Origin of the sequence: Leptolyngbya sp. 'hensonii' (assembly GCF_001939115.1) — a bacterium.
Classification (GTDB): Bacteria; Cyanobacteriota; Cyanobacteriia.
Genome location: NZ_MQTZ01000011.1, coordinates 24,721 through 39,954, shown reverse-complemented (window position 1 = coordinate 39,954; position 15,234 = coordinate 24,721). Strand labels below are relative to the sequence as shown.

Annotated in this window: 13 protein-coding genes; 2 read left to right on the top strand and 11 right to left on the bottom strand. The window is 52.3% G+C overall.

The genetic code is table 11. The annotated features are described in order from the left end of the window. Nucleotides 1–20: 20 nt before the first annotated feature. The 3 genes from BST81_RS03770 to pipX all read right to left on the bottom strand — a co-directional run bounded on the left by BST81_RS03770 (nucleotide 21) and on the right by pipX (nucleotide 2,175). Nucleotides 21–611, bottom strand: a complete 591-nt coding sequence (locus BST81_RS03770) for a cell division protein SepF (protein WP_075597210.1) — start codon at nucleotides 609–611, stop codon at nucleotides 21–23. A 559-nt stretch (nucleotides 612–1,170) separates the two neighbouring features. Then, nucleotides 1,171–1,854, bottom strand: coding sequence for a YggS family pyridoxal phosphate-dependent enzyme (locus BST81_RS03765; protein ID WP_075597209.1), 684 nt, complete (start codon nucleotides 1,852–1,854; stop codon nucleotides 1,171–1,173). A 54-nt stretch (nucleotides 1,855–1,908) separates the two neighbouring features. Then, the gene (gene pipX, locus BST81_RS03760; RefSeq protein WP_075597208.1) at nucleotides 1,909–2,175 is read right to left on the bottom strand and encodes a transcriptional coactivator PipX; all 267 of its coding nucleotides are present in this window, start codon (nucleotides 2,173–2,175) and stop codon (nucleotides 1,909–1,911) included. 587 nt (nucleotides 2,176–2,762) lie between these two features. Here pipX and BST81_RS03755 point away from each other — a divergent pair. Next, on the top strand, nucleotides 2,763–3,380 hold the full coding sequence (locus BST81_RS03755) for a hypothetical protein (protein ID WP_143780210.1): 618 nt from the start codon (nucleotides 2,763–2,765) through the stop codon (nucleotides 3,378–3,380). A 1-nt stretch (nucleotide 3,381) separates the two neighbouring features. Here BST81_RS03755 and BST81_RS03750 read toward each other — a convergent pair whose 3' ends face one another. The 3 genes from BST81_RS03750 to BST81_RS03740 all read right to left on the bottom strand — a co-directional run bounded on the left by BST81_RS03750 (nucleotide 3,382) and on the right by BST81_RS03740 (nucleotide 7,249). Next, the gene (locus tag BST81_RS03750) at nucleotides 3,382–4,299 is read right to left on the bottom strand and encodes a CbiQ family ECF transporter T component (protein WP_075597206.1); all 918 of its coding nucleotides are present in this window, start codon (nucleotides 4,297–4,299) and stop codon (nucleotides 3,382–3,384) included. Between the two features lie 53 nt (nucleotides 4,300–4,352). Beyond that, nucleotides 4,353–5,717, bottom strand: coding sequence for a ribosome biogenesis GTPase Der (gene der / locus BST81_RS03745; RefSeq protein ID WP_075597205.1), 1,365 nt, complete (start codon nucleotides 5,715–5,717; stop codon nucleotides 4,353–4,355). A 131-nt stretch (nucleotides 5,718–5,848) separates the two neighbouring features. Continuing rightward, nucleotides 5,849–7,249, bottom strand: coding sequence for a TldD/PmbA family protein (locus BST81_RS03740; RefSeq protein ID WP_075597204.1), 1,401 nt, complete (start codon nucleotides 7,247–7,249; stop codon nucleotides 5,849–5,851). A 254-nt stretch (nucleotides 7,250–7,503) separates the two neighbouring features. On the opposite strand from BST81_RS03740, the gene BST81_RS03735 reads away from it, so the two are divergent. After that, nucleotides 7,504–9,036: a HAMP domain-containing sensor histidine kinase gene (locus tag BST81_RS03735; protein WP_216351198.1), complete on the top strand. Its 1,533-nt coding sequence runs from the start codon at nucleotides 7,504–7,506 to the stop codon at nucleotides 9,034–9,036. A gap of 24 nt (nucleotides 9,037–9,060) precedes the next feature. Here the strand turns inward: BST81_RS03735 and BST81_RS03730 are convergent, their stop codons facing one another. From BST81_RS03730 to BST81_RS03710, 5 genes are all read right to left on the bottom strand, one after another. After that, the gene (locus BST81_RS03730; protein ID WP_075597202.1) at nucleotides 9,061–10,788 is read right to left on the bottom strand and encodes an ATP-binding protein; all 1,728 of its coding nucleotides are present in this window, start codon (nucleotides 10,786–10,788) and stop codon (nucleotides 9,061–9,063) included. 197 nt (nucleotides 10,789–10,985) lie between these two features. Beyond that, nucleotides 10,986–11,645, bottom strand: a complete 660-nt coding sequence (locus BST81_RS03725) for a glycoside hydrolase family protein (RefSeq protein WP_083636665.1) — start codon at nucleotides 11,643–11,645, stop codon at nucleotides 10,986–10,988. Nucleotides 11,646–11,722: 77 nt separating this feature from the next. Beyond that, a complete protein-coding gene (locus BST81_RS03720) occupies nucleotides 11,723–13,132 on the bottom strand; it encodes an NAD(P)(+) transhydrogenase (Re/Si-specific) subunit beta (protein WP_075597200.1) in 1,410 nt (469 codons plus the stop codon). After that, the gene (locus tag BST81_RS03715; protein WP_075597199.1) at nucleotides 13,129–13,422 is read right to left on the bottom strand and encodes an NAD(P) transhydrogenase subunit alpha; all 294 of its coding nucleotides are present in this window, start codon (nucleotides 13,420–13,422) and stop codon (nucleotides 13,129–13,131) included. Before BST81_RS03715 ends, BST81_RS03720 begins: the two co-directional genes overlap by 4 nt. A gap of 110 nt (nucleotides 13,423–13,532) precedes the next feature. Next, nucleotides 13,533–14,708 carry a Re/Si-specific NAD(P)(+) transhydrogenase subunit alpha gene (locus BST81_RS03710; protein ID WP_075597198.1) on the bottom strand — a complete coding sequence of 392 codons (1,176 nt, stop codon included), beginning with the start codon at nucleotides 14,706–14,708 and terminating at the stop codon, nucleotides 13,533–13,535. Nucleotides 14,709–15,234: the final 526 nt, after the last annotated feature.

The window sequence follows — 15,234 nt, the reverse complement described above, 5'->3', positions numbered from 1 at the left end:
ACTGTCTTGCGCTTCAATTCCTAGGCCATCCGGGCCTGATCATTGGTCCAAGCGGGAGTAGGAGAGGTGGGACGGGGAATCCGCACCTGAGGTTGGGGGACTTCATGGGTCACACCGGTTTGAGTTGTCACCTGAACACAGCTAGGGGTAAACAGGAAAATGCTTTCACCGATCCGCTCCTGATGACCATCGATCGCATAGGTTCCACCAGCCACGAAATCAACAGCACGCTGGGCCTGATCGGGATCCATGATGTTCAGATTCAAGACCACAGATTTCCGCTCCCGCAGGGCCTGAATCGCCTGGGGCATCTCTTCAAAGGAGCGAGGTTCCAACACCACTACTTCAGAAATCCCATTCACAGCCCCGGGCATGCCAATGACATTGCTAATCGGAGAAGGGGAAGGGGTTTCCGTTGCGAAAGAAGCTGCGGCACGATCGCGAAGGCGACGCCGACTGCGGCTGTCCTCTTCAACAACAGGCTGGGGATTTTCTTCTTGGTACAGGTTCTGATATTCCTGCCCTGCATCCATTTCGTCGTACTCGTAGTCGTAATCGCCAGATTCGTTTAAGCCAACGAAGTCTCTCAGTCTAGTAAAGATATTGTTCACGGTTCTCGCTCCATCGCTATCACTATTGGGGGTCTGAAGGAAAATTTGCCAGTGGGTAACTTAGCAAATTTGTGAGGAAAGCACAAGCTGGTATCCGAAAGCGAAAAAGCCCGATAAATCAAGCTCTCAGAAAAGATTGCCTCCCATTTTCAGCATCCCGGTTGGACTTAAGAAAAAATTAATAATCCACCAAGATGGCTTGAATGGGCTTCCTATCTGGTTTTCCTGAGTTGTCAACTTTTCAGATTAATTGTCCGCATTGAATTACTAAGTGCATTGGTCTGGCTACCGTATTTTTACGGATTTTTAGAGTTTGATTTAGGATTTAACTAGATCGATCTCTAATGATCAGGAAAAGTGATTTAAGTGGCCAGATAGACGGCTAAATAGACTTCTTGCGCTGACTTTACTCAGAAAAGGGAATCTAACTCAATAATCCAACTCAATAAGATCCCGTTATAGTACACGGGTCGAGGGATTTAAACAAGGGGTTAGATAGATTTTTAAGTGAACAATCTTTAATTGTAGAACAGAAGTATTTATAGTGCAACTGTTCTTCCTACTGGCGATCGCCAAAGAGCCGCGTGCCCAGGCGAATCATGGTGGCCCCAGCCTGAACTGCCAGCGGATAGTCTCCTGACATTCCCATCGACAACTGATCCATTGGCATCGAGGGAGTAGGGTACTGGGTCAGTTCCTGCCTGATTTGTGCGGCTAGATCGCGGGTTTGCTGAAAAACGGCAAGAATCTCTGCCTCTGACAGACCCAGGGGCGGAATCGTCATCAATCCCCGCATGGCCAGGTAGGAGCATTGTGCTAATTGGGGCAGATCCTGGAGTAAATCGGGGACGGACCAGCCCGATTTATTGGGATCGGGGAGGACTTTCACCTGCAGGCAAACCTGAGGCGTCCAACTGATCGTGGAGGCAATCCGATTTAAGCGCTGCGCCAGGAACAAACTATCTACAGAGTGAATCCACTGAAATAGATGCAGCGCTTTGGAAGCTTTATTACTTTGCAGATGACCAATAAAATGCCAGGTGAGGTCCGGGAGGTCTTGCAGTTGTTCTTGCTTGATCTCTGCCTCTTGAACTCGGCTCTCGCCAAAATCCCGAATACCCGACATGTAAGCCTCTCGCATGGCATCGACCCCGACCTGCTTAGTCACTGCGATCAGGCGGGTGGCAGCAGGCAGGGACTGACGAATATGGGCAATGCGAGATGCAATCGTCTCTCCGGACATGACGACAATATCTGATGATCGGCTGAAGTCTAAGTGCAGTCAGGGGGTGGAAGATTACTGAAAGGTTTGCTTGTGGGTAACCAGGAGCTGGTTATATTCAGGGGCACCCATACGGCGCAACAGGCGTAAACGATTTTCTACCAGGATGCGGGCATCCGTTCGGCTTGTGGGCTCAAACTTAACCCCTGTCTCTGCCGTAATCACTAAAAAGAAGAGACGCTGGGCATACAGTGTCGCGAAAAGCTCTCGATTTTCCTCGATCGAACAGACCCTGAAAAGCAATCCAAAAGTAGGGTGATTCAGATAAGTTTCTGTGCTCATTCAGGCTTTAATTGGACAAACCAAAGTGCTTCCAACATTTCATCAATTTATGGGAAAGTGGCACATTATGCCAGTGAAATTTCTCGGATAATGGGAAACTTTTAATAATAGTTTTCTTTTTTAAAAGAGCCTGTCAAAAAAGCGCTCTAGAGGATCAGCCTATCCACCAGAGAGTATTGTGGCTGCATCTCCAGTCAAGCAGCACGTCGCAGAAAACATAATCTAAACTTAACGAGAACCTGCCGCTGATAACGGTTGACATGGGGGTAAAGTGACCGTATTTCCACTGGGTGAAGTGACTGTATTTCTACTGGAAGATCGGCCCTCATCCAAAGTTTCAAAGACGATCTGAATCGATCGGACTGGCTTTCATGCAAACATCATCAGCTTTTCTCTGAATATCTATGGATGTAGAGCCAGGAATTTAGGCAGATTACTGTCCCTCTAACGATGGCAGCACAACCCTGACGGTCTGCAGGCCGTGAAACAAGTAAGGGTGCTTCCTCGTCCATTTACCTGTGTTCTGAGGCTTCACTATCATGATCGGGCGCATTGTTACGATGAGAATGGGTTTAAGTGTAATCTCCTTGACCACTCTGCTACTGACTCCCTGGAGTAGGCTGGTGCAGGCAGAAGTCGCTCAGCAATCCTGGTCCTCGGTCCAAATTGGGGCTGGGCTGGTCAGCGATCAACCGACCTCAGGCCAAATCCGAACATTACGGCCCCCGGAGATCAAAGCAGCCCAACAGGCACTCCCCGGCCAGGATTTGATTCTAAACCATGCCTTTCGAGTCACGTTGCGAAATTTTGGCACCTGTCTGTTTGTCCCAGTCGCCAGTCATTATGGGGAGATCGGCGGACGTAAATTAACCCTGAATCTGATTCGGGAAGGTAAGGTGATTTATACCCTGCCTTCCACAGAAGCCGATCGCAAGCCCTGGACCTTTCTGGAGATCAAAGCCATCTCTTTTACCGAACTGGATTTTGACGGCTTTGAAGATATCATTCTTCTGGCTGAATATCATGCTGGTCCGGGAGGTCCTGGCAGTTCTGAGCCCTTTACCCTGGCTACGTTTTACTTCAACCAGAGTGGGCAGGCATTTAGGGTGGATGAAGCCTTGAGCCGCCAGGTCAGTGCCCGCAAGGTAACCACGATGGAGCAGATCGAAAAGATCATTCGGAATGAATTAAATTATCTGCCGTAGGCTATCCGCCCCCACCCCAGGCAAAACGACTGCCCCAGAGCAAAATGAGCCCAGTCAGCGCTAACCAATCCGCGCGCTGCAATTGCAGTTGATGCCACTCCACCTTGTGTCGATCGGGAGATGTAAACCCCCGCACCTCCATGGCACTGGCAATCTGCTCAGCCCGTAAGAGGAGATTTTCCAGCAACCGTTCGATCACCACCAGCCAGACTTGTGCCGAGCGGCGCAACCCCAGTTTTTTCCAGTTTATGGCCCGCGTTTGAACAGAACGGGCCAGGTTCTGAATCTCCTCCAACACCAGAGGAATAAAGCGCAGCGATAAGGTCAGGGTCAAGGCAATCTCGGTCACCGGCAACTTGAAGCGACGCAGCGGCTGCATCAGATCCTCCAGCCCAGCCGTAATTTCCTCTGGAGCCGTAGTCAACAGGTACAGGTTCGTACTGTAGATCAGGGTGAATAGAAGGGTGCTAACCCGAATACTGAGGTCCAGCGATCGCCGGGTCACAGTAATTGGCCCTTGCTTCACCAAGACATAGTTATAAGTAGCAGGGCTATAGGCAGCAGGTGGGGCCGTAGTCGTCCCAGAAGCTGGAACCACCGCCAGATCATCGATGGGCAGGCGAGGCTGATGATTCGTTTGCAAACCATCAGGAGCCACTGCGGTCAGTAGGAAGACGAAGACTGAAAGGAATAGCAACCAGCCCATCTGTTGTCGCCAAACCCGTAAGGGAATCAGGGCTGCCAGAGTCAGCAGAATCAGGAAACCCACCAGAAAGACGCGGTAGGGCGGACTGGCCAGTAGGGGAACCGCCAAAAAACTCATGAGCCAGGCCAGTTTTACTCTGGGATCCAGATGGTGCAACCAGGTGACAGGTTGTTCCAGATAAAGACCGATCGGGAGAGAACGTAACAGATCCATGCTTTAAATTCGCAATTTGAATGTTTCAAGGTTGAACTTGCCTCCTGGAAAATTCATCCCTTCACCTTAGTAGCCCGATTTGCCCCGCGCTCCATCTCTCTCAGCTTCTTACTCCGCCAGAGTAAGCGGACAGGCGTACCTGTAAAACCCAGGCTTTGCCGCACCTGGCGCTCAATATAACGACGGTAGTTGTCATTGAACAGTTTAGAGTCATTGACAAACAGAGCCAGGGTAGGGGGTTGACTAGTCACCTGAGTGCCATAGTAAATCTTACCTTGCCGTCCCTGCCGAGTGGTGGGCGGTGAATGCCAGCCCACAGCCTCTTCCAGAACTTCATTGATCACCGCCGTCGTCACCCGACGTTGATGTTGCTCGGCAGCCGTATCCACCAGATCGAGAATTTTTTCTACCCGCTGGCCTGTCTGAGCACTGACAAAAATAGTTTCAGCCCATTCGACAAAGCCCAGTCGCTCCCGCACCAGCTTCTCATAGTCGTAAATTGTGTGGGAATCTTTAGCCACTGCATCCCACTTATTGACGACCACAACACAGGCTCGCCCATCCTCTGTGATTCGACCTGCCAGTTTCTGATCCTGTTCCGTCACCCCATCCAGGGCATCGATCACCAGCAGCACCACATCCGATCGCCGGATTGCCTTAAAAGCGCGATTGATCCCCAGAAATTCTGGTCCATATTCCACCATTTTCTTTTTCCGAATCCCAGCCGTGTCAATCAGACGGTAGGTTTTCTCCTGCCGCTGCACCACGGTATCGATCGCATCCCGCGTCGTACCAGAAATGGGGCTGACGATGGCTCGGTTTTCCCCCACAAAGGCATTCAGCAGGCTAGACTTGCCCACGTTAGGACGACCGACGATCGCCACTTTGATTTCTGACGTCTCAGACATGGCCTCAATCGGCGGCAGGTAAGTAACGAGCTGATCCAGGAGTTCCCCTGTTCCGTTCCCATGAATTCCGGATACAGGAAAAGGCTCTCCTAGCCCCAATTCCCAGAATTGCGCCGCCTGAGTCACCCCTTGATCCACAGATTCACACTTATTAACCGCCAGAATCACAGGGACAGGCTGCTGGCGCAACCAATCTGCAATGGTCTCATCTGCACCTGTAGGCCCTTCCTGCCCATCGACCACAAACACTGCTGCAATGGATTCCGCCAGGGCCGCCAGAGCCTGCTGTCGAATCAGGGGCAAAAATTCCGTATCGTCATCAAAGACCAATCCCCCAGTATCCACTACCATAAATTCCCGGTCTCGCCAGTAGGCCGGTTGATACGTCCGATCGCGGGTCATCCCAGGCTCGTCATAGACAATGGCATGACTGGTCTCAGTCAGACGGTTAACGATCGTGGACTTGCCGACGTTCGGTCGGCCAATAATTGCAACAACAGGCAGAGACATGGGGCGTTAGAAATGCAGGTATTCACTCTCTATACTAATGTGATTGGTCATTAGCCATTGGTGATTAAGTTAATTCCCTCTAGGGAGGGGAAGCCACAGGGCCGGGGTGGGGAATGGCCCATGACAAACCCTTAGTCCATTGCCTCTCCACCAACGACAACATTGCGAATTCGCAGGCTGGGTCCGCCACAACCAACCGCCAGGCCACTCTGACCTCCCTTGCCGCAGCCTCCTGACTCATCCCAGAAAAAATCATCCCCGATCGCTTCAATGTCGGCCAGGGTACTAAACACATTACCCGATAGGGTCACATCTCTCACCGGCTCAGCCATTTCACCATTTCGAATCATCCAGGCTTCCCCTGCCGTAAAGGTGAACATTTCCCCATTCGTCATGCCCCCCAACCAATTACGGGCGTAGACACCTTCCTTAATGTCCCGGAAAAGATCGGCAACGGGGGTTGTGCCCCGTTCAATCCAGGTGTTGGTCATCCGGACGATCGGGGGATAGTGATAGCTCAGGCAACGGGCATTTCCCGTGGTAGCTTCGCCTAATTTCCCCGCCGTTTCACGGGAATGGAGCCGTCCGACTAGAATGCCGTCTTTGATCAGTTGCGTGGTGGTTGCTGGAGCACCCTCATCATCGTAGAAGTAGCTGCCGCGATGGCCCGGGAGCGCTGCCCCATCAAAGATTTGTAACTCAGAAGGACCAAAACGCCGCCCGATCGTCATCACCTCCAGAAGATCAGGGTTCTCATAGGCCATGTCCGCCTCAGAAAGATGACCAAAGGCTTCATGGACAAATAAGCCGGAGAGAATCGGATCGATGACCACCGTGTAAGTATTCCCTTTAACCGGTTGGAGCACCAGGGCATCGACAGCTCGCTGAGCTGCACTGCGAACTTGATGGTCCAGCCCTTCCAGATCTTCGTACGCACTGCGGGATCCGATCGTTTCCCGCCCGGTCTGCACTGTTTCCCCATTTCGGGCCGTCGCCGCAAACCGCATCTCCATATCAGCCCAGGCTTGCTCCAGCAGGGTGCCATCGGAAGTCGCCAGAATCACTCGCTGGGTGCTATCCCCGTACCGAACAGACGTGGTGGCAATCCGGGGATCAACCTCCCGCAGCAGGCCAGCATAGTAATCACAGAGTTCCTTTTTGCGAGCCAGGGGTACCCGTCGCGGATCAGTGCCACTGAGAGGAAGCATGTATCTGGCCTGCACCGCATCTATCGGGGCCAGGATAGTTTCTTCGTCTCCAACCAAATGAGCTGCCGCGATCGCCTCCTCGATTCGATCCTGCAGGCCTCCAATTCGATTAAAGCTGGCAAATCCCCACCCCCCCTTGTAACAGGCTCGCACCTGTCCCCCGATCGAGATCCCCTCACTCAAAGTTTCTACTTTATTACCACGCAGCAGAATATCGGTTCCTTCTGACTCTTCCAGGCGAATCGCCAGATAATCCACCCGGGACTGGTAACGGGCAAGCAAATCTGACAGCAGATTCTGAGCATCAACCAATACGCTAGACATGGTATCTCTGGAGGTAGTGTATTTCCATTCTGCAACAGTCAGCGGCGGAGATTGCGACTGGAGAGTTCGGTTCTCATAGATAGATCTTAGAGTGAGGTGCGGATACTCTGGTATTAAGAAGCGTTGATCAACGACATCATCGTGGTTTTTGACCCACCCTGATCGGGGGATCTCTGGGATGGCCTTTAATCCCAACTATGCAGGATTCCAGGGCTTCACACTTGGGTAAGGAGGTGAGACGGTTGGATAAGTGGATGCTGCCTACGTTAAGTGAAGTGATCGCCCTCAGCGATGCTGAATTAGGCGGTGGGCTGGCAGATGGGCTCCACAATTCAACAGAGCCTGCCCCAGGGTCGATTCGATCTGAGATTCCTCGCCCTGCTTTTACTACCACCCAAAACCCAATCAGGGCTGAGCAACAGTGGTTTGGTGCCATTGCTGCCCTGAACGCTCTGCTCTTCCAATCAACCCAATCCGGTTCTCACCCGATAGAGGGTGTAGTTCTGGCTTCCCCTTCCTCCCCCCTCAGCGATCCAGTCCTGATCAGCAAGCTATCCACCTGGGTTTTTACAACATCGTCCTTGGGTCCCCTGGGCTGGCTACCGTTTCAACTACCACCCGGTGGGGAAAAGCAAGGCCCTGCCGTCCAGCATGCCTCTTGCACCTTGCCTTTACTGCCCCTGGATCCTCTGGCTGATGAACAATTTTGCCTGCTGTTGACCCACCAGCTCAGTATTCTTCTGGTTTTGGGGCAGGATCACACCGGCCAGACCAGGTTCCATTTCTCCTTCGACCCGGCCACTCTCCTCTTTGCCTGGAATGTGTTGCGCCCCAGGGTTCTCGTCACCGTCCCCCACCAGATCGATCGGCTCGATGAATTGGTCGGGCAGTTCACCCCCACCGCCCCTGATTACCGTCTCGTCACCCGCTTCAGTCGGCTGTTGCTGGGGCATTTACCAGACTTGGCGGAACGGATAGACCCCCGGAAGACCCTGGTCAAAGAAGACAGTAAGCGGCAGCAAACGGAATCCTATGCCGATCACTCTGCCCCTGCCCTGTGTTCTCCTGCGCCAGATGTGGAGCTTTTGCGGGCGATCGCCCACGAAATCCGAACCCCACTGACCACCATTCGGACCCTGACTCGATCGCTGCTGAAACGTCAAGATCTCTCGGCAGTAGCCATTCAGCGTCTGGAGATGATTGATCGGCAATGCAGTGAACAGATCGATCGGTTTGATTTGATCTTCAAGGCCGCTGAATTGGAAACGGCTACGTCCCGATCCCATACCATGCCCCTGGCTGCCACCCCCCTGGATCAGGTCTTTCAACAGGGAATTCCCCGCTGGAAGCAACAGGCCAGTCAGCGCAACCTTACTCTGGAAGTCCTCTTACCTCAGCAAATGCCAACGGTCGTCAGCGATCCCACGATTCTGGATCAAGCCCTCACGGGATTAATGGAACGGTTCACTCGCAATTTACCTGCCGGAAGTCATATCCAGGTAGAAGTCACAGCAGCCGGTGACCAACTGAAGCTACAGTTGCAGTCCTCCCAGAGTGCTGGGAGTCATTCCCGACCTTCCCTCAAAGCCCTGGGTCAATTGCTGGCTTTCCAACCGGAGACTGGCAGTGTTAGCCTCAGTATGGCCGTAACCAAAAATTTATTTCAGGCTTTAGGGGGAAAACTGATTGTGCGCCAGCGGCCTCAACAGGGGGAAGTATTAACCATCTTCCTACCCCTGGAGCGCACCAGCCTGGAGATGCGCAGTTCGGATATTCGAACCGTTTAACCCCTAACCTTGTGGGCTCGGTTGTTAAAGCAATGGCCCTGTGCTTTCGCCAGCATTCTTATAGATTGGTAGCAGCACATTAAATGTTGAGCCTTCACCCGGTTTACTCTTGACCGAAATCGACCCACCGCAACGCAACAAAATTTGCTGCACGATCGTCAGTCCCAGACCCGCTCCCCCGTAATCTTCGACCTGACGCACCCGGTAGAACCGATCGAAGATCTTGGGAATTTCAGGCAGGGGGATACCAATACCGGTATCCCGGAATTCCAGTTGCAGATAATCCCCCTGTTGCTTGGCCCGAACCCAGACCTGTCCTCCTGTGGGGGTGAACTTAATGCCATTGTGAATCAGATTGATGGCAATTTGTTTCACCCAGGTACTGAGGCAGGATACGGGCGGCAAACTTTCAGGAATCGTATAGGCCAGCATGACCCCCTTCTCCTGGGCCAGAGGCTGATAGGTACTGACCACTCCCGGCAAAATATCGTTCAAGTGGAGAGCCTGCATGGACATGTTATCTCCAGCATGCTCCAGTTGCACCAGATCTTGCAGACTGGAGATCAGAGAGCCCTGGCGATCGCATTCCGTACTCAACAGTTGCATATACCGCTGTCGCTGGGCAGGCTTCAATTGGGGCGAATTGAGCAAGGTCAGGGCTGTCTTCATGTTGGTCAGGGGGGTGCGCAGTTCCTGGCCCACGTTACTGAGAAACTCATCTTTCAAACGAATCGCACTGGCCAACGCTTCATTTTGCAGTTGGAGGCCCTCCATGGCTTCTGCCTGTCGGCGATACAGCGTTGTTCGATTCCAGAGTTCTTCGTAATGCTGCACTTGCTTCGAGGCGATCGCGTTCAGGAGGTTGGGATCTGGTTGATGGGCCGCACAAATCGCTTGGAAAGTATTCCAATGAATCTGCCCCCCTTCTGCATCCTGAACAATACCGGTATCACTGACCAGCAAATCCACATCAGGGTCAGGAACCTCCGGGAGCATCACCTGTCGGATTCTTTGCAACACCTGGGCCAGGATCGGCCCTTGAAAGGAATAAATAGCCAGAAGGGGCTGTTTCCGCTCTGGAACCTCTTCCTCAAAAGATGAATTTTGTGCCAATCCAGTCGAGGAACTCCTGGGTGCAATGGCAGCAGCCTGACCCAAATTGATATCTGGTCGAGTTAGTTGCATTGATCGAGGACGATGCCCCAAAAGCAGACTACAAAATCGCTCAGATATCACCAACAGAAAATATTCACGCCTGAGCTGACTACTACTGGTTAAAGGAATAGGAATGATCTCAGGGCCAGACTCAACTGATCCAATCAAAGTGTTCTGAGGATTCAGCCAACTCTCTAGGGAATTCCCGGCTATTCCACCCCCATTGATCAATGGATCCTGCTTCGGCTTCGGAGGCGTAGATAGGGTAGATCCTTTCTCTCCATCCTCAATCCCTGACTCCTGTGGAGGCTCTGGTACGAGATCTTCAATCCCTTCTTCTTTCTGGTAGTGCAAAACATGAATCGGCTGAGCCGAAAGACCCGAACTGCAATAGCGCTTAATATCACCGTACCAGGCTTCCGTACGAGGCAACTTCACCCAAAGGACTGCCTGGATTTGTTGCTCCAAAAGCAGGTCGATCGTCGTGCTGATCACCGACTTAAAGGTTGCCGGACTGATCTGCAAAGGGGTTGATGCCGCTTGAGCCTGAAGCGCAATTTCGTAAAGAGAGGGATCGGGGAGAGACGATAAATTCATGACAAATGGTGAGGAGGGGGCACGACTGACCAAGGCACTGGGAGAACACTGTGAATAGCACACTTCCAGATCTACCCGCTCTCTCAACAATTTGCCAATCTTTCGTATAGTTTTCCAACAATCAGAAAGAACAGACCATCTGCACCTGTGATCTGCTGTCGATAAAAGAGTACGGAACAGGACAAGCAGAAGCTCCCCTAATGCAACAGGTCAACCTTGGCCCGCTCCTCAGTCAGAACCTGCTGGTAAATCTCCTGCAGATGGGGGGTCATCACATTACTTTCTATTCCATGCCCCAGGCTCGTCCAGGTTGGCGAAAGCAGCTCCAGAACCTGATCAAGATGCCCCTCCCGCAAAAGGGTAGGAATATCTGCGTCCCAGGCCCGACCATCTGTTAGCCAGGCATAGACCACCCGATCCTGATACTCTGGCTCAAAACTGTAGGCCGATAGATTGCCGGATCTCGCCAGCGGATGATATCGGCGGGCCTTTTCCAGCCAGGTGGAGGTCAGGAACTGATACCGCCCGGCAGCCGTTGTACAACGGCCCATGTTCGGTCCCCGCACGATCGTCACACACCGATCAGGATGCTGCTTCAAACTCTCCACATGGCTCCCGCCATACAAGAGGGCGTAAGGATCCGAACCATTCGCTTCACTCGCAGAAATGGTTCGCATCAAGGCCCGGACATAGGGATCACCACCCACCATGACCAGGGGCGGCAATGGATCGAACTGCTTGGAGCTAAAGATTAACCCTGCCCCCTTGACCAGCAGGAATAGGGTGAAGAGAACAATGCCGATCGACAGAGAATCCAGCCGTGGTTTAGGACGACTGGATTCTTTGACTGCTTTCACTTGGGATAAATGTCCCCTGGTCACAGTGCTAGCCTGTTATACAGAAGCTGGGCTCTTCAATCATAGCGGACTGAACGTTATAGCTGCTTCACTTCTGTCACCAGCTGATTCACCACATCCCGGGCACTGCCAAACAGCATCAGGGTTTTATCTTTGTAAAACAATTCATTATCCACACCGGAGAACCCTGCATTCATGCTGCGCTTGATCACGATCGTGTGGCGGGCCTTATCCACCTCCAGAATCGGCATCCCATAAATGGGGCTATTGGTATCGTGTCTTGCAGCCGGATTGACCACGTCATTTGCTCCAATCACCAGGGCCACATCGGTCCGCTCAAATTCTGGGTTAATGTCGTCCATATCGTAGAACTGGGGATAGGGCACATTGGCTTCCGCCAGAAGGATATTCATGTGTCCCGGCATCCGACCTGCTACCGGATGAATGGCATACTTGACATCCACCCCCAAGCGTTCTAGCTGATCACCCAGCTCCCGCACCGAATGCTGCGCCTGGGCAACCGCCATCCCGTAACCAGGAATAATCACCACGGAACGGGCATAGCCAAGCATCATGGCCCCTTCTTCCGCTCCAACCGTATGGACCGTCTTCTCGGTAACGACTCCTGTAGCAGTAGCGCCCCTGCCAGCTCCACCTTTGCTACTGAACGCACTGAAGAGGACATTGGCCAGGGAACGGTTCATGGCCTTACACATGATCTGGGTCAGGATAATCCCTGAAGCCCCCACCAGAGCCCCAGCAATAATCAGCATGTCATTCATCAGCACGAATCCAGCCGCACTGGCTGCCAGACCAGAAAAGGAGTTCAGCAGGGAGATGACAACAGGCATATCGGCCCCGCCGATCGGAATCACAAACAGCACACCCAGGATCAGGGAAATTCCCACCAGACTGAGGAAGATCACTGAGTCTTTGGGGGTAATCAGCAGGCAGACGCTGCCTACCAGAAACACCACAACCAGGGCTACAGCCAGAGCCCTTTGAGAGGGAAAGGTAATCGCCGCACCGGTCATCAGCTCCTGCAATTTGGCAAAGGCAATCAGGCTACCGGTAAGGGTAATGCCGCCAATCAAGACACTGAGAATAATCGTGATGCTACTATCCACAGGCACTGCTTCTGCGCTGTTCTGTAGCCGCCAGAATTCTGCCATCGCAATCAAGGTGGAAGCCCCACCACCCAAACCATTCAGCAGACCCACCATTTGGGGCATCGCAGTCATTTCAACCTTTTGGGCCATGATGACCCCCAGCAAGGAGCCAATCACAATCCCCACCAGGATCATTTCGTAGTTCAGGACAGCCTGATCCAGCAGGGTAGCCACGATCGCAATCAACATCCCAATCGCAGCCAGAAGATTACCTTGGCGAGCTGTGGCAGGCGATCCCAGTTGCTTCAGCCCCACAATAAAAAGGGACGCTGCAGCCAGATAGCTGAGTTGAATTCCTGTGGGCAAAAACTCATTCATGCCTTCACCTCTTTCTTCTTGAACATCTGCAGCATGCGATCGGTGACCAGAAAGCCTCCGACCACGTTAACCATGGCCAGAACCACAGCAATTAACCCGAGAATCACCGTGACGTTCCACGCCCGACTTCCCGACACCAGCAAAGCCCCGATCACGGCAATGCCAGAAATGGCGTTGGAACCAGACATTAAAGGGGTATGCAGGGTAGGAGGAACTTTGTTAATCACTTCAAAGCCCACAAACGAGGCCAATACAAACACAACCAAAGCAGTCACAATTTCATGGGACATGGCTCCATCTCCTTATTTGCAACACAGGGAACCCTTTCGCCCTGTATGGATTCGGTCCCAACCATTGGCCTGGACCTGGATTGTTAGGGGACTGCCCCTACAGGCGTGACCTACCCTCTGACTTCCGATCGACCTCTGGCTTCTGCCTCTAGAGCATCCCGAACCCGCTGATTGTGGATCTGGCCAGCATGGGTCACACAGGCTCCGTCAATAATGTCATCAGCAAAGTTCAGATTCAGAGCCCCATCCTTCACCATCAACTGAACCAGGGAGAGCAGGTTTTTGGCATACATCTGACTGGCATGCACAGGCATGGAAGCGGGCAAATTGATTGGACCGACAATGGTCACCCCATGATGGACTACATCCTTACCGGGGGCAGTACAGGCACAGTTCCCACCTTGCTCAGCTGCGAGGTCTACCACTACAGAACCCGGCTTCATCCGAGCTACCATTTCCTCCGTCACCAGCAGGGGAGCCCGCTTACCTGGCACCTGGGCCGTTGTAATCACCACATCTGCCTGAGAAACATGTTCAGCAATGGCCGCCTGAGTCCGCTGCTTGGCCACCTCAGAAACTTCTCGGGCATAGCCCCCTGAAGCCACGGTATCCTCCTCCAACTGGACCTCGACAAATCGAGCCCCCAGACTTTGCACTTCTTCCTTTACGGCTGGGCGAATATCAAAGGCTTCCACGACAGCCCCTAATCGACGGGCCGTTGCGATCGCCTGCAAGCCAGCCACACCCGCTCCAATCACAAACACCTTGGCCGGAGGAATGGTGCCCGCAGCAGTGGTCAACATGGGGAAAAACTTCGGCAGCACAGCAGCTGCAATCAACACCGATTTGTAACCAGCGAGGGAAGCCTGGGAAGACAGAGCGTCCATGCTCTGAGCGCGGCTGGTTCGTGGGATCAACTCCAGGGCAAAAGCCGTGACCTGGCGATCGCTCAAGCGCTGGATCAATGACGGGTTGCCGAGGGGGTCCAGAAAACTGATCAGGGTTTGGCCTGCATGCATCAGATCAACTTCATGACAGCCATCCTCCCGCTCCTGGAGTGGGCCAACCTTCAGCACCACATCTGCCTCACCCCAAATCATCGCCGCATCTGCCACGATCTTGGCCCCCGCTGACTCATAAAGGCTGTCGGCAAACCAGGATCGTTCGCCAGCTCCTGCTTCAACCCAAACTTCTATGCCTTGCTTAGTCAGGCGAGAGACAGCATCTGGAATTAATGCCACACGCCGCTCACCAACCTCAATTTCTTTAACGACTGCTAGTTTCATGAATTCTCCTGGTGCAAAATGTTCAACGATTTTGAGTCATGACTGAAGTTTTACTTGGGTGCAGAAAAGAGCAATTGACTGAATGATCAAGATCTAACAATTTTTCAGTAGAAGCACAAACTTCTGGTGATTTATAGAGTCTTAATTCACAAAATACCCATAAAATTCGACTCATTTCGAATCAAGCTTCACAATCTTATGCTGATCCCCCAAAAGCCCAACTCGTCTTCAACTTGTTTTAACTTACTGAAATATTGTTCATGACCTTCACAGCCTCAACTTTAAGCCTTTAGTTACCCTGTTCTCGAACAGGCTACAAGCAGAAATAGCCTGTCAGACGGATTACAAAACCCTTTGAAATAACGAGTAGATAAAATCACCCAATAAAGAATTGTTGAGGAAGTTCAGCAACGGAAAAAATACAAATCTTGGAAACTTAAATCTTCTTTGTAATTAGATATTTTTAGAAACAACTGGATGAAAAGACTACCTATCTCCGCATGGATCCGGCCCCTACCACAAACCC